Here is a 19664-nt window from a genome sequence, read left to right on the forward strand (position 1 = left end):
ATGTCCACCACGCTTCAATCCGCCACCCTGGTGGCTCAGGCGACGACCGGCGCAACCACGGCGCCCGCCGCCGCTCCCATGCAGTCCGCCGCCTCGGCCGCCGCCAATGCGCCGCTGCCCGTGCCCGACATGGGTTTCATGCACTTCGTCACGCAGGCCGATTTCGTCGGCAAGGCGCTGTTCATCATCCTCATCGTCATGTCGCTGGTCACCTGGTACCTGATCGTGGTCAAGGCCTTCGGCAACATGAGCATGCGCCGCCGCACCGACGCGTTCCTGAACAAGTTCTGGAACGCGTCTTCGCTGGCGCAGGTCGAGAACGAGATCGCCACGCACGGCGCGCGCGATCCCTTTTCGCACCTGGCCAGCCATGCCATCCATGCGCAAAATCACCATGCCCGCTTCGGCGCCACCAAGCTCGAAGAGGTCGGCTCGAACGGCGAATTCGTCACGCGCACCATGCGCAAGGTCATCGACGAAGAAACCGCCAAACTGGAGAATGGCCTGACGGTGCTGGCGTCGGTGGGTTCCACCGCGCCGTTCGTCGGCCTGTTCGGCACGGTGTGGGGCGTGTATCACGCGCTGGTGGGCATCGGCCTGTCCGACGGCGTCACCATCAACCGCATCGCCGGTCCGGTGGGCGAAGCCCTGATCATGACGGGGCTGGGCCTGGCGGTCGCCATTCCCGCGGTGCTGGCCTACAACGCCTTCGTGCGCAACAACCGCGTCTACCTGTCGCGCCTGGATGCCTTCGCGCATGACCTGTTCGCGTTCCTGACCACCGGCCAGCAGGTCGCCATGCCCAGCGGCAAGGTGCGTCCGCTGCACCGCGCCGCGCCCGTCGCCGGCGCCCGGAGCGAATAATGGCGTTCGGCGGCTTCGACAACAAAGGCTCGGGCAGCCACACGGTATCCGACATCAACATGGTGCCGCTGATCGACGTCATGCTGGTGCTGCTGGTGATCTTCATCATCACGGCGCCGCTGCTGGCCCACTCGATCAAGATCAACATGCCGCAGGTCAGCGCCGAGCAGATCCAGGAGGATCCCAAGACGATCGACCTGGCCATCGACGCCAACGGCGCCCTGTTCTGGAACGAGCAGCCGGTCGACATCGATGACCTGCCGAACCGTTTCCTGTCGGTCGCGCACGACAAGCCGCAGCCCGAGATCCGCATCCGCGCCGACCAGGCCACCCGCTACGAGACGCTGGCCAAGGTCATGGCCTCGGCGCGCCGCTCGGGCATGGGGCGCATCGGTTTCGTGACCACGCCGGCGCCCGGCGTGCCCCCGATCCCTTCCTCTGCCGCACCGGCGGGGCAGGGTGCCGCAAGTGCCCCGCGCTGACGCTATCCTGACATGTGAGAAACCGGCCCCACGCGGGCCGGGATCGCGCTAGAATCGCGCCATGCGAGTACTAGTCATCGAAGACGACACCACCCTGGGGCATGCTCTCCAGGAGTTCCTGTCCGACCAGGGGTACGCGGTCGACTGGCTGACCGAGGGCGATAAAGTCCAAGGCGCCATGGTCGGCCAGTCGTACGAGTTGATCCTTCTGGATCTGAATCTGCCTGGCCTGGGCGGCCTCGAGGTGTTGCGGCAACTGCGCCTGGATGGCAATCAGGTCCCGGTGCTCATCCTCACCGCGCGCGACGGTCTCGACGACCGCGTGGCGGGCCTGGATGCCGGCGCCGACGACTACGTCACAAAGCCTTTCGACCTGCCCGAGCTGGCCGCCCGCGTTCGCGCGCTGGCCCGCCGCCGCAGCGGCCAGGCCCAGCCCTTCATCGAAGTCGGTCCGCTGGTGTTCGACACCGTCGGCCGCGAAGTGCGCGTCAATGGCCAGCGCCTGTCGCTGTCCGTGCGCGAACTCTCGGTGCTGGAGATGCTGATGGCCCGCGTCGGCCGCGTGGTCACCAAGCGCCAGATCGTCAATTCCCTGTCCGCCTGGGATGCCGACTTCAGCGAGAACGCGGTCGAAGTCTACGTCTACCGCTTGCGCAAGCGCCTGGAAAACACCGGCGCCAGCATCCAGACGGTGCGCGGCTTCGGGTACCTGCTGGACGTGGAAGCGGCGTGACGCGCCACCTGGCCCGCAACGCCGCGGCCATCCGGTAGGCCCCTTCACCTGCCGATCCCGATCCGACATGCCTCAGCATCCTTCCGCCACGCCGCCGGTCGAGCCTCCTGTCGATCGCCGCTGGCTGCCCACGGGCTCCCTGGCGCGCCACCTGGTCGTGCGGCTGATGCCGCCGATCCTCGTGCTGGTGCTGCTCGACCTGGCCGCCACCTGGGTCATCACGCACAAGATCGAGCTCTCGCTGTGGATGCTGGAGGATTTCTTCTGGCTCATGGTGGTTTGCCAGGTCTTGCTGATCATCCTGTTCGCGGGCGTCATCATCCAGGGCGTGCGTTCCGGGCTGCGCTCGGTCAATGACCTGTCCGAGGAAATCCGCCAGCGTTCCATCGATGACATGCAGCCGATGGAAGTGGCGGACCTGCCCGCCGAGATCGCGCCGCTGGTCACGCACATCAACGATCTGCTGGGCCGCCTGGATGCCTCGCTGAAGGCGCAGCGCCGCTTCATCGGCCACGCCGCGCATCAGTTGCGCACGCCGCTGGCCGGACTGCGCCTCGAATCCGAACTGATGCTGGCCCGGCCGCTGCCCGACGACGTGCGGGTGCGGGCCGAACGCATCAAGGTGGTCAGCGACCGCATGATCCGCCTGGGCCAGCAATTGCTGGTGCTGGCGCGCGCCGACCCCGATGCGCAGCCGCAAGACCGTTTCGTGCGCATCGATCTGTGCGAATGGGTGCGAGCCAGCGGCGCCGAATGGATTCCCCGCGCCCGTACGCAACAGGTCGACATCGACCTGGCCGCGCCCGACCTGCCGGTGTGGGTCGACGGCGATCCGCTGCTGCTGGATGAACTGCTGGGCAACCTGATCGACAACGCCCTGCGCTACGGCAAGCCGCAGGGCCGCATCACACTGACCGTCGGCACCAATCCGCCGTCGCTGACCGTCGAGGACGACGGCCCCGGCATCACGCCTGACGAGCGCGAGAGCGTGTTCGAGGCCTTCTACCGTTCGCCCACCGCGGCGGCGGGAGGATCGGGCCTGGGCCTGGCCATCGTGCGCGAGATCGCGCACGCGCACGGCGCCTGGTGGAAGCTGGCCAGCCGGCCCGAGTATCCTGGCACCCGGCTTTCCGTGGTGTTTCCCGGCCCGCGCAAGGGCACGCAACTGACCCGTAACGAACGTACCTCATGAGCGCGACCTCCCATCCTGGCCATGGCGAAACCTCGTCCCGGCGCGTGCTGGTGCTGGGTGCGCTGGGCGTGGTGTACGGCGACATCGGCACCAGCCCGCTGTATACGCTGCGCGCCTGTCTGACCGCCTTCGACGAAGTGCGGCCCGGCCACGTGCTGGGCATCCTGTCGATCCTGTTCTGGCTGCTGATGCTGGTGGTGTCGCTCAAGTACGTCACCCTGGTGCTGCGCGCCGACAACCGCGGCGAGGGCGGCACGCTTGCCCTGCTCGAACTGGCCGTGCGCGGCCGCCAGGGGCGCACGCGCGCCGTGCTGGTGGGCCTGGGCATCTTCGGCGCCGCGCTGTTCTACGGCGACAGCATGATCACGCCCGCCATTTCGGTGCTTTCCGCGCTGGAGGGCATCGGCGTGGTCTCGCATCGCCTGGACCGCTGGGTGGTGCCCCTGGCGTTGGTGGTGCTGGTGCTGCTGTTCGCCATCCAGTCGCGCGGCACAGGCACCGTGGGCAAGCTGTTCGGGCCCATCATGGCGCTGTGGTTCGGCACGCTGGCCGCGCTGGGCCTGTGGCAGATCATCCTGAATCCCGAGGTGCTGGCCGCGCTGAATCCGCTGCTGGCCGTGCGCTTCGTCATCGACTATCCCGGTGCCAGTTTCCTGCTGCTGGGCGCGGTGGTGCTGGCGCTGACCGGCGCCGAGGCGCTGTACGCCGACATGGGCCACTTCGGCCGTCCGGCCATTCGCACGGCCTGGTTCTGGATGGTGCTGCCGGCGCTGACGGCCTGCTATTTCGGGCAGGGCGCATTGCTGCTGCGTGATCCGTCCGCCTTGCGCAATCCCTTCTTCCTGATGGCGCCCGACTGGGGCCTGGTGCCCCTGGTGGCGCTGGCCACGGTCGCCACCGTGGTGGCCTCGCAGGCCGTCATCTCCGGCGCCTTCTCGGTCACGCGGCAGGCGGTGCAACTGGGCTTCTGGCCGCGCATGCAGATCCTGCACACCTCGGCGCTCGAGAAAGGCCAGATCTATCTGCCGCAGGTCAACGCGCTGCTGCTGTGCGCGGTGCTGGTGCTGGTGCTGCTGTTCCAGAATTCCGAGAACCTGGCCGCGGCCTACGGTTTCGCCGTCACCGGCACGATGCTGACCACCTCCATCCTGGCGTTCTGCGTGCTGCCCACGGTGATGGGCGGCCGCCGGGCGCTGTGGCTGGCCCTGCTGTGCGTGCTGCTGGTGGTGGACGTGCTGCTGTTCAGTTCCAACGTGCTCAAGCTGCACGAGGGCGGCTGGCTGCCGCTGGCCGTGGGCGTGGTGATCTTCGGCCTGATGATGACATGGCGGCGCGGCCGCCATCTGCTGGCCGACCTGCAGGCGCGCGATCGCCAGCCGCTGCGGGAATTCATGGTGCAGCTGGAAGAGTACCCGCCGGCGCGCGTGCACGGCACGGCCATCTTCATGACGATGAATTCGGGCTACGTGCCGCCGGCGCTGCTGCACAACCTCAAGCACAACAAGGTGCTGCACGACCAGGTGGTGTTCCTGACGATACGCGTGGCCGACGTGCCGCACGTTGCACCCGACGAACGGTTCACGTTGAAGCGCCTGAGCCCCTCCAGCTGGCAACTGACGGTGTTCTACGGGTTCAAGGAAGACCCTGATATTCCGGAGTCCTTGCGGGACGTGGCCGAGGCCTATCCCGAACTGGATCTGGAGCCGATGCGCACCTCGTTCTATCTGTCGCGGCAAACCGTGGTGGCGGGCCATCGTCCGGCCATGTGGGCGTCGCGCCGCGCGGTGTTCGCCTTCATGGCGCGCAACGGCACGCGCAGCACCAAGTTCTTCAAGATTCCGCCGAACCGCGTGGTCGAGATGGGGATGCAGGTCGAGTTGTAGGTTCTGGCTGGATCTTTGTTTTTTCTTCGTGGGGCGTCCTCGGCGAGGCTGGGGCACGCGCGCCGGCCAAGTCGTCAGGCTCGGGCGCGCCATCAGGCGCCCTCGGTCCCGCTGCGCGGGACTGCCCTTCCTCCAATTGGCCGGCGCGCGTGCCCCAGCCTCGCCGAGGACTCACATACCAAGAATGCGCAACTCAGACGGCATGGCCGCTGCTGGGTAGCTGTGCAGCAACGGAGTCAGCGGCCTGCGCAGGCGTCTGAAGAAGTCTGATTCGCAGAGCAGCGCCAATACGCAGGCGCCCAAAAGAACTCGGGGGGTTGAAACGCCCCGAACGCAGCCGTCTCAACCCCCCGATCTTGCAAACCATCGACAAGCCCGCCGATCACCCTCCGGCGGTGACGCGTTGCACGGTCTCCACTACGTCGTCGAGCTTCATCGGCTTGCGCAGGAAGGCCTTGTAGTTGCGGCAATCCTGCGGCACGTCGTCTTCCGGCCGGCCGCTCATCAGGATGACGGGCGTGTCGGCCAGGTAGGCGTTCTCTTGCATGGCGGTCAGCATGGGCACGCCGCCCATGCTGGGCATCATCAGGTCGGAGATGACCAGATCCGGGCGCAGCGTCAGCATGGTCTGCAACGCGTCCAGGCCGTTGTGCTGCGTGACGACCTCGAAGCCTTCGGCTTCGAGGCGGTCCTGCAGCAGTTCGGCGATCAGCGGCTCGTCGTCCACGATGAGGATTTTCGTCATGGCGACAGCGTCTTCCGTCGGGCTCAAGGCTTCTTCTTGCCCGAGGCGCCATCCTGCAGTTGGGGCAGGGCGGCGCCGCCCGACGGGGCCAGCAGGCCGGTCTTCACGTAGGTGAAGAGCTTTTCGCGCGTGTCCACGATGTCGAGGTTGCGCATGGTCAGCTGGCCGATACGGTCGGCGGGCGTGAAGGGGGCGTTCTCGACCTTTTCCATCGACAGGCGCTCGGGCGCGTAGGTCAGGTTGGACGAGACCGTGTTCAGGATCGAGTAGTCGTTGCCGCGGCGCAGCTCGACCGTGACTTCGCCGGTGACGGCGCGGGCCACCCAGCGCTGGGCGGTTTCGCGCAGCATGATGGCCTGCGGGTCGAACCAGCGGCCCTGGTACAGCAGGCGGCCGAGCTTGCGGCCGTTCTCGCGGTACTGCTCGATGGTGTCTTCGTTGTGGATGCCGGTGACCAGGCGCTCGTAGGCGATGAACAGCAGCGCCAGGCCCGGGGCCTCGTAGATGCCGCGGCTCTTGGCCTCGATGATGCGGTTTTCGATCTGGTCGCTCATGCCCAGGCCGTGGCGGCCGCCGATGCGGTTGGCCTCGGCCAGCAGCTCGACCGGGTCGGAGAACTCGACGCCGTTCAGGGCGACGGGCTGGCCTTCCTCGAAGCGCACCGTGACTTCCTCGGCGGGCACGGCCACGTCATCGCGCCAGAACGCCACGCCCATGATGGGCTTGACGATGCGGATGCCGGAACTCAGGCTTTCGAGATCCTTGGCTTCGTGCGTGGCGCCCAGCATGTTCGAGTCGGTGGAGTACGCCTTCTCGGCCGACATCTTGTAGTCGAAGCCGGCGCGCTGCATGTACTCGGACATTTCCGAGCGGCCGCCCAGTTCGTCGATGAATTGCTGGTCCAGCCAGGGCTTGTAGATCTTCAGTTCGGGGTTGGTGAGCAGGCCGTAGCGGTAGAAACGCTCGATGTCGTTGCCCTTGAACGTGCTGCCGTCGCCCCAGATGTTGACGCCGTCTTCCTTCATGGCGGCCACCAGCATGGTGCCGGTGACGGCGCGCCCGATGGGGGTGGTGTTGAAGTAGGTGATGCCGGCGGTGGAGATGTGGAACGCGCCCGATTGCAGGGCGGCGATGCCTTCGGCGACCAGTTGCGCGCGGCAGTCGATCAGGCGCGCGTTCTCGGCGCCGTATTGCATGGCGCGGCGCGGGATGTCTTCGTAATCGGGCTCGTCGGGCTGACCCAGGTTGGCGGTGTAGGCGTAGGGAATCGCGCCTTTCTCACGCATCCAGATCAGGGCGGCGCTGGTGTCCAGGCCGCCGGAGAAGGCGATGCCGACCTTCTGGCCGGAGGGAAGGTTCGGGAGAATAGTGGTCATTGTTTCGACTGTGGACGCCAACGAAAAGGCGGCGGCGGGGCCGCCTGGGATGAAACGGCGGCGGGCCGCGGGTTCATATGAATGCAACCCTGGATTTTAGCGCGTTTGGCAGGGCGGGCGGCGAGGGTATTCGTTTTGTCTATATCTGAAATATCAGGCAGCGCATTGGCGGGCGCGGGCCGTGCGCCGATGATGTGTTTTTCGCGGCCTCGCGCGCGTGGGACCGGCTGCACGGGCGGAGGACGCGATGCGCAACGGGCGATTCGCGGCAACCCTGGCGGCGGGCCGTCGCCGGACGAGCCTGGCACTTGGAGGACAGATGGAGACCTATCGGAACGTACTGCTGGTGAAGGTGCCGGCCCGGCTGGATGGCGTGGCCGCGCAGGCGGCCAGGCGCGAGCTGGAGTCGCTGGGCGGCGTGTCCGTCTCGGCGTACGCCGCGCTGGAGCTCGATGAATCCTATGTGTACTGCCGCGCGGCGACGGCCTTGGCGCTGCAGCAGGTCCAGGCGCGCATTCCGGCGCTTTTTCCGCGCGCCCATGCGCGGCTGCTGGAGCCGGTCTGCCTGCTGGACGGCGCATCGCGCGGCCAGGACGCGCCCTGGCACTACATCGTGGAGACCGACGTGCTGCCCGAGCAGGAAGACGACCTGAACGCCTGGTACGACCAGGAACACCTGCCTGGCCTGGCCGCGGTGCCGGGCACGGTGCGCGCCGGCCGCTATCTGTGCCGCGACGGCTCGCCGCGCTATCACGCCTGCTACGACCTGCATACGCGGCAGACCTTCGGCAGCCCGCCCTGGCTGGCGGTGCGCGCCACCGACTGGAGCAGCCGCGTGCGGCCGGCGTTCCGCAATACCAAGCGGACGATGTTCCAACGCCTGGCCTGAAACGCACCGCGCCCCAGGCGGGGCGCGATCAGGCAAGGATCGGAGCCGGCCGGCCCCTGGTCGCAGGCTACTCCGACACCTGTCCCAGCAGCAGGAACTCCATCAGCGCCTTCTGCGCGTGCAGGCGGTTCTCGGCCTCGTCCCACACCACGCTTTGCGGGCCGTCGATGACTTCGCCGGTGACTTCCTCGCCGCGGTGGGCGGGCAGGCAGTGCATGAACAGGGCCTGCGGGTCGGCGACCGCCATCATCTCTGCGTCGACGCACCAGTCGGCGAAGGCCGCGCGGCGCTCTTCGTTCTCGGCCTCGTAGCCCATGCTCGTCCACACGTCGGTGGTGACCAGGTGCGCGCCGCGGCAGGCGTCCATCGGATCCTTGAACTGGCGCAGCGTGGTGGCGGGTGGCGTGCCGATGCGGGCCGGCTCCAGCTCGTAGCCCGAGGGCGTGGACACGTGCAGCGTGAAGCCCAGCAGTTCAGCGGCCTGCAGCCAGGTGTACGACATGTTGTTGGCGTCACCCACCCAGGCAACCGTCTTGCCGGCGATGGGGCCGCGGTGCTCGATGTAGGTGAAGATGTCGGCCAGGATCTGGCAGGGGTGGAATTCGTTGGTCAGCCCGTTGATGACCGGCACGCGCGAATGCGAGGCGAAGCGTTCGATGCGGGTCTGCTCGAACGTGCGGATCATGACGATGTCGACCATGCGCGAGATGACGCGCGCGGTGTCCTCGATGGGCTCGGAACGGCCCAGCTGCGAGTCGTTGGACGTGAGATTGATGACCGAGCCGCCCATCTGGTACATGCCGGCCTCGAACGAGACGCGGGTGCGCGTGCTGGCCTTCTCGAACACCATGGCCAGCGTGCGGTCGTGCAGCGGCATGTGCGGCTCGTAGCGCTTGAACTTGTCCTTGATGATGCGCGCGCGGTCGAGCACGTAGTGCAGCTCGGCGGACGACAGGTCTTTGAATTGCAGAAAATGCCGCAAGGGGCCGTTTTGATTCGCAGGAGGAGTCATGATGGTTTCGCGGGGCTGGGAGGCGGGCCGGCGCTCGTGGCGCCCGCCCGCGCGGAAAATTATGCCTGGTCGGCCAGGAACTGCTTGATCAGCGGGACCAGCAGGCGGACGACCTCGTCGGCCTCGTCGCGGGACAGGATCAGCGGGGGCAAGAGGCGCACCACGCGTTCGCGCGTGACGTTGATCAGCAGGCCGGCCTGCATGGCGCGGGTGGCCAGGATGCCGCACGGGCGGTCCAGTTCGATGCCCAGCATCAGGCCGCGGCCGCGCACTTCGGCCACGCCCGCCACGCCGGCCAGCTCGGCGGACAGGGCGTCCCGCAGGTAGGCGCCGACGGCCTCGGCGTTCTGCAGCAGGTTTTCCTGTTCCAGGGATTCGATCACGGCCAGGCCGGCGGCGCAGGCCAGCGGGCCGCCGCCGAAGGTGGTGCCGTGGCTGCCGGGCGTGAGCACGCCGGCGGCGGGGCCGGCGGCCAGCACGGCGCCGATGGGCACGCCGCCGGCCAGGCCCTTGGCCAGCGTCATCACGTCGGGGCGGATGTCGGCCCACTGGTGGGCAAACCACTTGCCGGTGCGGCCGATGCCGGACTGCACTTCGTCGATCATCAGCAGCCAGCCGCGCGCGGTGCACAGCTCGCGCAGGCCGCGCACGTAGTCGAGGTCGGACGGGCGGATGCCGCCTTCGCCCTGCAGCACTTCCAGCAGCACCGCCACGGTGCGCGGTTCGGCGTCGCCCGCGCGGGTCACGGCTTCCAGGCTGTTGTACGGCACCTGGGTGAAGCCGGCGGGCAGGGGGTCGAAGCCCTTGCGCGCTTTCTCGCTGCCCGTGGCGGCCAGCGTGCCCAGCGTGCGGCCGTGCCACGACGAATCCATCGAGATGATGTGCGGCAGGTCGTTGCCCTTCTTGTGGCCGTAGTAGCGGGCCAGCTTGATGGCGCCTTCGTTGGCCTCGGAGCCGCTGTTGGCGAAGGCGACTTCCTCCATGCCGGACAGCGCGGCCAGGCGCTGCGCCAGCTCGGCCTGCTGCGGGACTTCGTAGATGTTCGACGTGTGGATGACGCGCGCGGCTTGGTCGGCGATGGCCTTCACCAGGCGCGGGTGGTTGTGGCCCAGGCACGAGACGCCGATGCCGGCCAGCGCGTCGAGGTACTTGCGCCCCTGCGCGTCGAACAGCCAGACACCCTGGCCGTGCGTGAACGAGACCGGCAGGCGGGAATAGATGTTGATCAGCGGCGACGGCATCGCGGGTGCTCCAGTGGACGAAGGCCCCGTGCGGCCCTGGGCTTGCCGCCGCCGCGTCCACGCTGCGCACCAGGGGTGCGGGCAGCGAAAAGCGGAGGGGACGCACCGGGGCCGTCCGCGGGTTTCCGGATTATTGGGGGAACGACGCGAGGGGCGAAAGGATCAATCATATACAATTCGCGGCGCGGGCTGCTTTTTCAGCGCCGCTCCGCTCCTCGGGCCGGCATTGCATTTGCTGCGGTGGCAGGCCCGGAAGCGTGTTGCGGGGTTTTCTTGTCAGACGCGGCCGATCCCGGCGTCAGTGTGCAGCCCGCAGTGAAGAATCCATGGCAAATCCTGTCAGACAATTCATAATCCACGGCGTTACCGAAAGCGGTTCGCGATTCCGTCCCAGCGACTGGGCCGAGCGCCTTGCCGGCGTGATGTCCCAGTTCAAGCCGCCCGGCAGTGGCGGCAACCATCTTACGTATTCGCCGTACGTGTTGCCGGTGGTCATCGATGGCGTGCGCGGCATCGTGGTCGACCTGCGCCTGCGCGAACTCGAACCCCTGGCCTACAAGTTCGTGGTCGACTTCGCGCGCGACAACCAGTTGAAGACCGAAGAGCGCGAAGCCTGAGGCGCGGTGGGCGGATCGCCGGATCCGCCCGGACGCCTTATTCGACGGGTGTGACGACGCGGCCGGTGGCGAAGAACGCCTGCAGGTTTTCCAGCATCAGGTTTTCCATCTCCATGCGCGTCTCGTAGGTGGCGCTGCCGATGTGCGGCAGCAGCACCGTGTTGCCGTTCTGCTTGAGCGCTTCCGGCACCTTGGGCTCGTGCTCGAAGACGTCCAGCGCCGCGCCGCCCAGCTTGCCCGACTGGATCGCCGCGACCATGGCGGCCTCGTCGATGACGGGGCCGCGGGCAATATTCACGATCAGGCCCTTGGGGCCCAGCGCTTCCAGGACGGCCTGGTTGACCAGGTGGCGCGTGCCCGGGCCGCCCACGGTCGCGACCACCAGGAAATCGGCCCATTCGGCCAGCTCGACCAGCGACGCGGCGTAGCCATGGGGCACATCATTGCGCGCGCGGCGGTTGTGATAGCGCACTTCCATGTCGAAACCCGTGCCGCGCCGGGCGATGGCGTCGCCGATGCGGCCCAGGCCGACGATGCCCAGCTTCTTGCCGCTGACGCGCGTGCCCAGCGGGATGTTGCCGTGCACCTGGCCCCATTGGCCGGCACGCACGAAGCGGTCGCCCAGGCTCATGCGGCGCGCGCCCGAGATCAGCAGGCCCCAGGCCAGATCGGCCACGCAGTCCGTCAATACGTCGGGCGTGTTGCTGACCAGCACGCCGCGCTTGCGGGCCGCTTCCAGGTCGATGGTCTCGTAGCCCACGCCCCAGCTGCAGATCGCCTTCAGCGCCGGCAGGGCGTTGATCAGTTCGGCCTTGGCGCCCAGGGTGGCCGAGGTGACGATGGCGACGACGTCCTTGCCGTGTTCGGCCAGCGCCTGGTCACGGTCGGCGTGCTTCCACAGTTCGAACACGTCGTAGGCGTCGGCGAGGCGGGCGTTGGCGGAGGGCGAGCCGGACAGCGGTCCGACCTGGAGGATGCGGGGCTTGGTCATCGTCAGGGGGTGTCGGGTTGATCGTGAAACAAATGCTACTTGATTCCGCGGCAGTTGTACGACATGTCTGCCGGGGAACGCGTCGGACGTCTTACTGCAGTTCGATGTTGGCCTGGCGGATCACGTCCTTCCAGCGCCGCACTTCGCCTTGCTGGAACTTGGTGAATTCCTCGGGCGTGTTGGCCACGACCTCGAAGCCCTGGGTCTCGAAGGTCCTGGCCACCTGCGGATCGCGCAAGGTGGCGCGCAACGCCTCGGACAGTTTCTTCACCACCGGCGCGGGCGTGCCGGCGGGCACCGCGAAGCCCTGCCACGAGTAGACCACCATGTCCGCGATGCCTGCCTCGGCCAGCGTCGGCACGTCGGGCAGGCCGGGCACGCGCGTGTCGCCGGTCACGGCCAGCGCCTTCAGCTTGCCGGCCTTCACGTGGTTCAGCACGGCCCCCAGGTTCTGGAACGACACGTTGACCTGGCCGCCGATCAGGTCGGCGATGGCCGCGCCGCCGCCTTTGTAGGGCACGTCCACGCCGGTGGTGTGCGTGCGCTGGCGGAACAGCACGGCCGACAGGTGGTCGGACGAGCCCGTGCCGGACGAGGCGTACGACACCCGGTCGGGATTTTTCCTGGCGTAGTCGACCAGTTCGGCCACCGTGCTGGCGGGGAAGTCGGGAGGCGCCACCAGAAGATTGGGATTGCGCACCGCCTGGGTCAGGTAGATGAAGTCCTTGCTGGGGTTGTACGACAGGTTCTTGTACAGCGCCTCGTTGATGGCGAAGGTGCCGATCGAGCCCACCATCATGGTGTAGCCGTCGGCGGTGGCGCGCGACAGCGCCTGGGCGCCGATGGCGCTGTTGGCGCCGGGCTTGTTCTCGACCACGAAGGTCTGGCCCAGCAGCCTGGACAGGCCGGGCGTGACGGAACGGGCGGTGATGTCGGACGAACCGCCGGGCACGAAGGGCACGATCATCGTGACGGGTTTGTCGGGATACTGCTGGGCGTGGGCGGCCGCGCCCAGCAGGGAGCAGGCCACGGCGATGACGCAGGTCAGTCTGTACACGGTGTCTCCTGGTGCGCGTGTGTCGTTATGGCAGCCGCCGCCGGCCGCGCATCGCGGAGGCGTCCGTGTGGCCGCGCCGCCGGCGCGGCCCTGATGCTCGGTCAGTCGACCTTGGCGCCCGACTGGCGCACCACGCGCGCCCACTTCTCGGTTTCCTTCGCCATGAAGGCCTTGAATTCGGCGGGCGGGATGCCGGACGGCTCCGCGCCCTGGGCGCGCAATTGCTGCTTCACGCTGTCCTGTTGCAGCGCGCGGGACACGTCGCGCTGGATCTTGTCGACGATGGCCGGCGGCGTGCCGGCGGGCGCCAGCAGGCCGAACCAGCTGGAGGCCTCGTAGCCTTTCACGCCGGCCTCGGCCATCGTGGGCACGTCCGGCAGGGCGGGCGAGCGGGCGGTGGTGGTCACCGCCAGCGGGCGCAGCTTGTCCGCCTTCAGGAAGCCCATGGAAGAGGGCAGGTTGTCGAAGATCAGGTCGGCCGAACCCGCCATCACGTCGGTCAGCGCGGGACTGCTGCCCTTGTAGGGCACGTGGGTCATGCGGGTGCCCGTCATCGCCTGGAACAGTTCGCCCGACAGGTGTGTCGAGGTGCCATTGCCGGTGGACGCCATGTTGACCTTGCCGGGGTTGGCTTTCAGGTAGGCGATCAGGTCGGCCACGCTGCGGATGCCGTGCCTGTCCGCGAAGGCCGGATTCAGCTCCAGGATGTTGGGCACGGGGATGACCAGCGTGACGGGCGCGAAATCCTTGACCGGGTCGTAGGGCAGTTGCGAGTACACCGACTGGTTGATGGCGTGCGTGCTGACGGTGCCCATCAGCAGGGTGTAGCCATCCGCCTTGGCGCGGGCCGCCTCGGCGGTGCCGACGTTGCCGCCCGCGCCCGCCTTGTTGTCGACGACGACGGCCTTGCCCCAGGCCTTGCCCAGTTCGGCCGCCACCACGCGCGCGGCGATGTCGGCGGTGCCGCCGGCGGGGAAGGGCACGAGCAGGCGGACGTCGCGGCCGGGGTAGCCGCCAGCATCCCGGGCATGCGCGGGAAGGGCCAGGCAGGCGCCGGCGACGAGAGCGGCGCAAGCCGCGCGCAGGCGTAGAGGTACGACAAGCATGGGAAGTCTCCTGGTGTGCGCGTAACCGCGCATCTGTCGTGGGAACGGCTGGCTGCCCAGGGATTCTGGCCCTGTCGCAGCCGGGGTGTGTATGCTTGCTTGTAAGACAATATAGGTATAGAGTTTTTACTTGTCAACCAAGCTGATAGCTCATCGTACAAGTCGTCAGGTCCGCCACGCCCCTTCGAGCCCCAGGAGACAGCTTTTCCATGAAAACCACCCCGGTCACCACCGCCGACCTGCAGCGCTCCGTCATGGCCGTGCCGCCGCTGGCGCGCCATGCCGATCTGTCGCTGAACGAAGCCGCCAACCGTGCGCTGCTGCGCCACCTGGAAGACGGCGGCGTGCGCAACGTGATGTACGGCGGCAATGCCAACTTCTACAACGTGGGCGTCAGCGAGTACGCCCGCATCGTGGATTTCCTGGCCGAGGCCGCGGGCCCGGACACCTGGGTGCTGCCTTCGGCCGGACCGGACTACGGCAAGCTGATGGACCAGGCCGCCATCCTGCGTTCGCGCGACTTTCCCACCGCGATGCTGCTGCCCATGTCGTTCCCGTATACCGACGCCGGCCTGGCCGACGGCGTGCGCCGCTTCAGCGACGCGCTGGGCAAGCCGGCCGTGGTCTATATCAAGAACCTCGATTACCTGGCGCCCGCCACCGTGGCGCGCCTGATCGAGGAAGGCCGCATCGCCGCGTTGAAGTACGCCGCCGTGCGTCCCGATCCCACCGACGATCCCTACCTCGCCGCGCTGCGCGAGGCGGTGGACGCGAAATGGATCGTCAGCGGCATCGGCGAGCGCCCCGCCATCGACCATTGCCGCGCGTTCGGCCTGAAGGCGTTCACGTCGGGTTCGGTGTGCATTGCCCCGCGCGGCTCGATGCGCCTGTTGCGCCTGTTGGGCGAGGGCCGCTACGACGAGGCCGAAAAGGTGCGCCAGCGCTACCTGCCGCTGGAGGACTGCCGCGATGGCATCAGCCCCATCCGGGTGCTGCACGATGCCGTCACCCTGTCCGGCGTGGCCGACATGGGGCCGATGCTGCCGCTGTTGACGGGCCTGGAGCCCGCCGAACGTGAACAGGTGGCGCCGGTGGCGCGCGCGCTGCTGCAGTGGGATCGGACGGTGGACTGACGGCGCCGTGTACCGTGCGGTGGGGGTGGCCCGGCGGGGTGTTCATGCCGCGGCGGCGCTACCCGGATTTCCTGGCCCGCAGCCTACGCCGCGGGCCCTTGAACGGATCGGCGCGATGACGCCGGCGCAAAGACTGGGAGACGGGCATGCGGGATGCGGATCGGAGGGCCGGCGATGCGCTGGAGGGTGATGGGCGTAGCGGCGCGCATGGCGGCGAGTCCGGCCGCGCGGGCCGCCATGTGGACACGGGCAGGCGCTCATGGCTGCGCACGGCCGGGGCGGCGGGGGCGGCCGCCTGGCTGCCCGGCGTGGCGCGCGCCTGGCAGCCTGCCGAGCGCTACCCGGATCCGGCCATCGTGTCGCTGGATCCGGCCTTCGACAAGTACCGCCTGTTCAATGCCGGCGTCGAGCGCCTGGCCACGGGCATGCGCTGGTGCGAAGGGCCGGTGTGGGTCGGCGATGGCCGCTATCTGCTGTGGAGCGACGTGGCCGACGACCGCATCATGAAGTGGGAAGAAGAGACCGGCGCGGTCAGCATCTTCCGCAAGCCGTCGAACCATTCCAACGGCAACACGCGCGACCGCCAGGGACGCCTGCTGACCTGCGAGCATCTCACGCGCCGCGTCACGCGCACCGAGTACGACGGCACGATCAGCGTGGTGCTGGACCGGTACGAAGGCAAGCGCCTGAACTCCCCCAACGACATCGTCTGCCGCTCGGATGGCTCGATCTGGTTCAGCGATCCGCCGTTCGGCATCGGCGGCAACTACGAAGGACGGCCGGCGGCGTCCGAGCTGCCGCAGTCGGTGTACCGCGTCGACGGCGAGACGGGCGAGGCCGCCGCCATCATCACCGATCTGAAGGGGCCCAACGGCCTGTGCTTCTCGCCCGACGAAAGCAAGCTCTACGTGATCGAGGGCCGCGCCACGCCCAACCGCCTGATCCACGTGTACGACGTGCGGGAGGGCGGCAGGAAGCTGGCCAACAAGCGCCTGTTCCTGGAGGCCGTCGACGCCACCATCGACGGCATGCGCTGCGACGTGGACGGCAACCTGTGGTGCGGCTGGGGCATGGGCGAGGGCAAGGACGGTGTGATGGCCGTATCGGCGCAGGGCAAGCTGCTGGGCCACATCAAGCTGCCCGAGCGCTGCGCCAATCTCTGCTTCGGCGGCACGCAGCGCAATCGCCTGTTCATGGCGGCCAGCCGCTCGATCTATGCGGTGTACGTCAATACGCAGGGCGTGGCGGGCGGCTGATAAGCGATACCATAGGCGTTTCGCGTCGCCGCTCTTGGCGAAACGAGCCAGTCGTATCGATGGGGCGGCGCGCCAGCCAGCCGCGTGCGGCAAAGGAGTCCAGTTGTCACCCAGGAAAGCGCAGACTGCGACGCCGCCCCCGGAGCCGGGGCGCGAAGAAGCCCTGCCGTCTCTCGAACGTGGCCAGCGGGTGCGCCTGGCGGACCAGCTGTATGGCCGGATCTTCGACCAGATCGTGGCCGGCCGCCTGAACGTCGGCGACAAGCTGCCTTCCGAGCATGAAATCTGCGAGAGATACGGCGTGTCGCGGCCCGTGGTGCGCGAGGCGCTGCTGCGCCTGCGCGCCGATGGCCTGGTGATGGCGCACCAGGGGCTGGGCACGTTCGTCAGCCATCAGCCCGCGCCGCGCCTGAAGACCTTCGATGGGGTGCAGAATGTGGCGGCCTATCTGCGCGCGCAAGAGGTCCGGCTGGCCCTGGAGGCCGATGCCGCCCGACTGGCCGCGCTGCGCCGTACCGACAGCCAACTGCGCCGCATCGAGCAGGCGCACGCGGCATTCGTCCAGGCCTTGCAGAATGGCGAGGTGTCGCCGGCCGCCGACCTGGCGTTCCATGCCAGCATTGCCGAGGCCAGCGGCAACGATTATTTCCTGGGCATGCTGGAAAGCATCCACGAATCCATCAACGGCTTCATGCGCCTGACGCTGAGCCTGACGCGCACGGGTTCACGCCAGCGCGCGCAGCGCGTGGCGGATGAGCACGAGGCCATCCTGATCGCGATCCGCGAGCAGGATTCCGAACGCGCCCGGATCACCATGCAGTTCCATCTGGGCCAGGCCCTGCATCGCCTGTTGGACCGCGAGCGCGACGGCTAGCAGGGTTTCGATCACCTGCGATGCCCGGCCTGCGCATGCGCATCGCGGATACACGCAAAGAACCGCGGGCGACGACCCGCATGGGAGACGAGACGGTGGCAGGCGATTCGGCAAGGACGGTACCCGCGCAGATCGGGCAGGTGCGCGAACAGATACTCTTGGTGCTGCGGGCATGGGGCATGCCCGAAGACCTGGCGGACAGCGCCGCCGGCCTGATGGCCGAGACTGACCTGCTGGGCGTGGATTCGCACGGCATTTCGATGCTGCCTTCGTACGAGAACAAGCTGCGCGCCGGCACGCTGCGCATCGATGCGCGTCCCCGGGTCGCCCGCGACGGCACGGCCAGCGCCCTGCTGGACGGCGGCGCCGGGCTGGGCCATCCCGTTTCGGCGCAGGGCATGGCGATGGCCATCGACAAGGCGCGGGCGCACGGCGTGGGTGCCGTGGCCGTGCGCAATTCCCATCACTTCGGCGCCGCGGGCGTGTACGCGCGGCTGGCCGTGCAGCGCGGGCTGGTGGGCCTGGTGACCAGCAGCGCCACCACGCTGATCATGGTGCCGACGCACGGCGCGATGCCGGTGCTGGGCACCAATCCCATCGCCTTCGGCGCGCCGGCGCAACGCAACGACGCGCTGGTGCTGGACATGGCCACCACCACGGTGGCCGCCAACAAGGTCAAGGTCTACGATTACCACGGCAAGACGCTGCCGGCGGGCTGGGCGGTGGATGGCGCGGGTGGCGTCGTCACCGAGGCGGCCGAGGCCATGCGCTACATCTTCAAGCATGCCGAAGGCGGCCTGACGCCGCTGGGCGGCACGGCCGCCATGAGCAGCCACAAGGGCTATGGCCTGGCGCTGATGGCGCAGGTCCTGGGTGGCACGCTGGGCGGCAGCGCCCTGGCCGCCAGGCATGCCACGCGCCGCGGCCCTGGCGATCCCGACGACATCGGCCATTTCTTCCTGGCGCTGGATCCCGCCGCTTTTCGCGAGGCGGGCAGCTTCACGCAGGACATGGACGAGCTGATCGACACCATGCATGCCGTGCCGCCCGCGGACCCCGCGCAACCCGTGCTGGTGCCGGGCGATCCCGAGATGGCCGAGCGCGCGCGCCGCCTGCGCGACGGCGTGCCGATCGCGCAGGCGCTGGCGTCCGTGCTCAAGCCGCTGTGCGAACGTTGCGGCGTGCCATACGTGCTGCCGCAGTGACGATGATGCATGCCGATCGGGCGGGGGGCGCGCCTCGCATGGCCGCCCACCCCTTTCTTCGCGATTCCTTCCCGGGGCGGCGCCGTTGTCCGGCGCTGCCCCGGGTGCTTGTTTCCCCCTGAGGCCAGTCCCTTCATGACATCCCCCCTTCCCAATCGTTTTCGCCAACGCATCCTGGCTCGCGAACGCCAGATCGGGCTCTGGCTGAGCCTGACCAGCCACATCACGGCCGAAGTCGCCAGCCTGGCCAACTTCGACTGGATGCTGTTCGATGGCGAACACTCGCCCAACGACATCCCATTGTTCGTGCAACAGTTGCAGGCGGTGCAGGGCAGCGCCTGCGCCGCGGTGGGTCGGCCCTCATGGAACGATCCCGTCGAGATCAAGCGCATGCTGGACATCGGGTTCTACAACCTGTTGATTCCGTTCGTGGAGTCGGAAGAGGACGCGCGCCGCGCCGTGGCGGCCACGCGTTATCCGCCGGCCGGCATCCGGGGCGTGGCGGGCTTGCAGCGCAGCAACCGCTATGGGACGGTGCCCGATTACCTGCGCGAGGTGAACGACAACATCTGCGTGCTGGTGCAGATCGAAAGCCGAGCGGGCGTCGACGCCGTCGACCGGATCGCCGCGGTGGACGGCGTGGATGGCGTGTTCATCGGTCCTTCGGACCTGGCGGCCGCGCTGGGCCACCTGGGCAATCCGGGGCATCCGGAAGTGCAGGACGCCATCAGGCACCTGCATGCGCGCATCAGCGCGCAGGACAAGGCGGTCGGGATCCTGGCGCCCGTGGCGGCCGATGCGCGGCGCTACCTGGACATGGGCATGCACTTTGTCTCCGTGGGCACGGACCTGGGCCTCTTCAAGCAGGCGGTGTTCAACCTGCGCGAGGCGTTTCCAAGCTGAGGAGGGCGGCACGGGCCGGTGGCGTGCCGGCCCAACGCAAAAAGGATGCCCCGGTGGGCATCCTTTTTATTTGCCGTGATTCACAGGCAGCCTGGAAGCAGGCTT

General features: G+C 68.2%; 19 protein-coding genes. 12 read left to right on the top strand and 7 right to left on the bottom strand.

The features are described 5' to 3' along the window. The 5 genes from A6745_RS25190 to A6745_RS25210 all read left to right on the top strand — a co-directional run bounded on the left by A6745_RS25190 (window position 1) and on the right by A6745_RS25210 (window position 5154). Window positions 1-864 (top strand): MotA/TolQ/ExbB proton channel family protein, encoded by an 864-nt coding sequence (locus A6745_RS25190; protein ID WP_066133589.1) that lies wholly within the window; start codon window positions 1-3, stop codon window positions 862-864. After that, window positions 864-1346 carry an ExbD/TolR family protein gene (locus tag A6745_RS25195; protein ID WP_066133592.1) on the top strand — a complete coding sequence of 161 codons (483 nt, stop codon included), beginning with the start codon at window positions 864-866 and terminating at the stop codon, window positions 1344-1346. Before A6745_RS25190 ends, A6745_RS25195 begins: the two co-directional genes overlap by 1 nt. Window positions 1347-1407: 61 nt before the next feature. Beyond that, window positions 1408-2079: a response regulator transcription factor gene (locus A6745_RS25200; RefSeq protein WP_066133595.1), complete on the top strand. Its 672-nt coding sequence runs from the start codon at window positions 1408-1410 to the stop codon at window positions 2077-2079. A 67-nt stretch (window positions 2080-2146) separates the two neighbouring features. Further along, a complete protein-coding gene (locus A6745_RS25205; RefSeq protein WP_082853283.1) occupies window positions 2147-3271 on the top strand; it encodes a sensor histidine kinase in 1125 nt (374 codons plus the stop codon). Beyond that, window positions 3268-5154, top strand: coding sequence for a potassium transporter Kup (locus A6745_RS25210; protein WP_066133596.1), 1887 nt, complete (start codon window positions 3268-3270; stop codon window positions 5152-5154). The genes A6745_RS25205 and A6745_RS25210 overlap by 4 nt, the downstream gene beginning before the upstream one ends. Window positions 5155-5536: 382 nt before the next feature. Here the strand turns inward: A6745_RS25210 and A6745_RS25215 are convergent, their stop codons facing one another. Next, entirely contained in the window at window positions 5537-5899 is a 363-nt protein-coding gene (locus A6745_RS25215; protein WP_066133599.1) for a response regulator, read from the bottom strand. 23 nt (window positions 5900-5922) lie between these two features. Further along, the gene (gene argG / locus A6745_RS25220) at window positions 5923-7275 is read right to left on the bottom strand and encodes an argininosuccinate synthase (protein ID WP_066133603.1); all 1353 of its coding nucleotides are present in this window, start codon (window positions 7273-7275) and stop codon (window positions 5923-5925) included. 319 nt (window positions 7276-7594) lie between these two features. Between argG and A6745_RS25225 the strand changes: the two genes are divergently transcribed. Next, window positions 7595-8164 (top strand): DUF4286 family protein, encoded by a 570-nt coding sequence (locus tag A6745_RS25225; RefSeq protein ID WP_066133606.1) that lies wholly within the window; start codon window positions 7595-7597, stop codon window positions 8162-8164. 67 nt (window positions 8165-8231) lie between these two features. Here the strand turns inward: A6745_RS25225 and argF are convergent, their stop codons facing one another. Together argF and A6745_RS25235 are read right to left on the bottom strand one after the other, a co-directional pair. Then, window positions 8232-9176, bottom strand: coding sequence for an ornithine carbamoyltransferase (argF, locus tag A6745_RS25230; protein ID WP_066133607.1), 945 nt, complete (start codon window positions 9174-9176; stop codon window positions 8232-8234). A gap of 59 nt (window positions 9177-9235) precedes the next feature. Next, entirely contained in the window at window positions 9236-10417 is a 1182-nt protein-coding gene (locus tag A6745_RS25235; RefSeq protein ID WP_066133608.1) for an aspartate aminotransferase family protein, read from the bottom strand. Window positions 10418-10743: 326 nt separating this feature from the next. Here A6745_RS25235 and A6745_RS25240 point away from each other — a divergent pair, with 326 nt between their 5' ends. Further along, complete coding sequence (locus tag A6745_RS25240; RefSeq protein WP_066133611.1) at window positions 10744-11034, top strand: DUF3579 domain-containing protein; 291 nt, start codon at window positions 10744-10746, stop codon at window positions 11032-11034. 37 nt (window positions 11035-11071) lie between these two features. On the opposite strand, the gene A6745_RS25245 is transcribed toward A6745_RS25240, so the two are convergent. From A6745_RS25245 to A6745_RS25255, 3 genes are all read right to left on the bottom strand, one after another. Further along, complete coding sequence (locus A6745_RS25245) at window positions 11072-12025, bottom strand: 2-hydroxyacid dehydrogenase (protein WP_066133614.1); 954 nt, start codon at window positions 12023-12025, stop codon at window positions 11072-11074. Between the two features lie 91 nt (window positions 12026-12116). Continuing rightward, window positions 12117-13082 carry a Bug family tripartite tricarboxylate transporter substrate binding protein gene (locus A6745_RS25250; protein ID WP_066133617.1) on the bottom strand — a complete coding sequence of 322 codons (966 nt, stop codon included), beginning with the start codon at window positions 13080-13082 and terminating at the stop codon, window positions 12117-12119. A 101-nt stretch (window positions 13083-13183) separates the two neighbouring features. Beyond that, window positions 13184-14188, bottom strand: a complete 1005-nt coding sequence (locus tag A6745_RS25255) for a Bug family tripartite tricarboxylate transporter substrate binding protein (RefSeq protein WP_066133620.1) — start codon at window positions 14186-14188, stop codon at window positions 13184-13186. A gap of 209 nt (window positions 14189-14397) precedes the next feature. Between A6745_RS25255 and A6745_RS25260 the strand changes: the two genes are divergently transcribed. From A6745_RS25260 to garL, 5 genes are all read left to right on the top strand, one after another. Beyond that, window positions 14398-15321 carry a dihydrodipicolinate synthase family protein gene (locus A6745_RS25260; RefSeq protein WP_066133624.1) on the top strand — a complete coding sequence of 308 codons (924 nt, stop codon included), beginning with the start codon at window positions 14398-14400 and terminating at the stop codon, window positions 15319-15321. 146 nt (window positions 15322-15467) lie between these two features. After that, complete coding sequence (locus tag A6745_RS25265) at window positions 15468-16577, top strand: SMP-30/gluconolactonase/LRE family protein (RefSeq protein ID WP_082853284.1); 1110 nt, start codon at window positions 15468-15470, stop codon at window positions 16575-16577. Between the two features lie 163 nt (window positions 16578-16740). Next, a complete protein-coding gene (locus A6745_RS25270) occupies window positions 16741-17451 on the top strand; it encodes a FadR/GntR family transcriptional regulator (protein ID WP_066134826.1) in 711 nt (236 codons plus the stop codon). A gap of 80 nt (window positions 17452-17531) precedes the next feature. Continuing rightward, on the top strand, window positions 17532-18656 hold the full coding sequence (locus A6745_RS25275; RefSeq protein ID WP_066134828.1) for an Ldh family oxidoreductase: 1125 nt from the start codon (window positions 17532-17534) through the stop codon (window positions 18654-18656). Window positions 18657-18791: 135 nt separating this feature from the next. Next, window positions 18792-19559 (top strand): 2-dehydro-3-deoxyglucarate aldolase, encoded by a 768-nt coding sequence (garL, locus tag A6745_RS25280; protein ID WP_066133627.1) that lies wholly within the window; start codon window positions 18792-18794, stop codon window positions 19557-19559. Window positions 19560-19664 lie beyond the last annotated feature (105 nt).

The sequence above is a fragment of the Bordetella ansorpii genome (assembly GCF_900078705.1).
In the GTDB taxonomy this organism is placed as follows: Bacteria; Pseudomonadota; Gammaproteobacteria; order Burkholderiales; family Burkholderiaceae_B; genus Bordetella; species Bordetella ansorpii_A.

Excerpts from the sequence above, each read along its gene's own strand:
- A6745_RS25190 (WP_066133589.1), top strand. The coding sequence starts at position 1 with ATGTCCACCACGCTTCAATCCGCCACCCTGGTGGCTCAGGCGACGACC.
- A6745_RS25195 (WP_066133592.1), top strand. The coding sequence starts at position 864 with ATGGCGTTCGGCGGCTTCGACAACAAAGGCTCGGGCAGCCACACGGTA.
- A6745_RS25200 (WP_066133595.1), top strand. The coding sequence starts at position 1,408 with ATGCGAGTACTAGTCATCGAAGACGACACCACCCTGGGGCATGCTCTC.
- A6745_RS25205 (WP_082853283.1), top strand. The coding sequence starts at position 2,147 with ATGCCTCAGCATCCTTCCGCCACGCCGCCGGTCGAGCCTCCTGTCGAT.
- A6745_RS25210 (WP_066133596.1), top strand. The coding sequence starts at position 3,268 with ATGAGCGCGACCTCCCATCCTGGCCATGGCGAAACCTCGTCCCGGCGC.
- A6745_RS25215 (WP_066133599.1), bottom strand. The coding sequence starts at position 5,899 with ATGACGAAAATCCTCATCGTGGACGACGAGCCGCTGATCGCCGAACTG.
- argG (WP_066133603.1), bottom strand. The coding sequence starts at position 7,275 with ATGACCACTATTCTCCCGAACCTTCCCTCCGGCCAGAAGGTCGGCATC.
- A6745_RS25225 (WP_066133606.1), top strand. The coding sequence starts at position 7,595 with ATGGAGACCTATCGGAACGTACTGCTGGTGAAGGTGCCGGCCCGGCTG.
- argF (WP_066133607.1), bottom strand. The coding sequence starts at position 9,176 with ATGACTCCTCCTGCGAATCAAAACGGCCCCTTGCGGCATTTTCTGCAA.
- A6745_RS25235 (WP_066133608.1), bottom strand. The coding sequence starts at position 10,417 with ATGCCGTCGCCGCTGATCAACATCTATTCCCGCCTGCCGGTCTCGTTC.
- A6745_RS25240 (WP_066133611.1), top strand. The coding sequence starts at position 10,744 with ATGGCAAATCCTGTCAGACAATTCATAATCCACGGCGTTACCGAAAGC.
- A6745_RS25245 (WP_066133614.1), bottom strand. The coding sequence starts at position 12,025 with ATGACCAAGCCCCGCATCCTCCAGGTCGGACCGCTGTCCGGCTCGCCC.
- A6745_RS25255 (WP_066133620.1), bottom strand. The coding sequence starts at position 14,188 with ATGCTTGTCGTACCTCTACGCCTGCGCGCGGCTTGCGCCGCTCTCGTC.
- A6745_RS25260 (WP_066133624.1), top strand. The coding sequence starts at position 14,398 with ATGAAAACCACCCCGGTCACCACCGCCGACCTGCAGCGCTCCGTCATG.
- A6745_RS25265 (WP_082853284.1), top strand. The coding sequence starts at position 15,468 with ATGCGGGATGCGGATCGGAGGGCCGGCGATGCGCTGGAGGGTGATGGG.
- A6745_RS25275 (WP_066134828.1), top strand. The coding sequence starts at position 17,532 with ATGGGAGACGAGACGGTGGCAGGCGATTCGGCAAGGACGGTACCCGCG.
- garL (WP_066133627.1), top strand. The coding sequence starts at position 18,792 with ATGACATCCCCCCTTCCCAATCGTTTTCGCCAACGCATCCTGGCTCGC.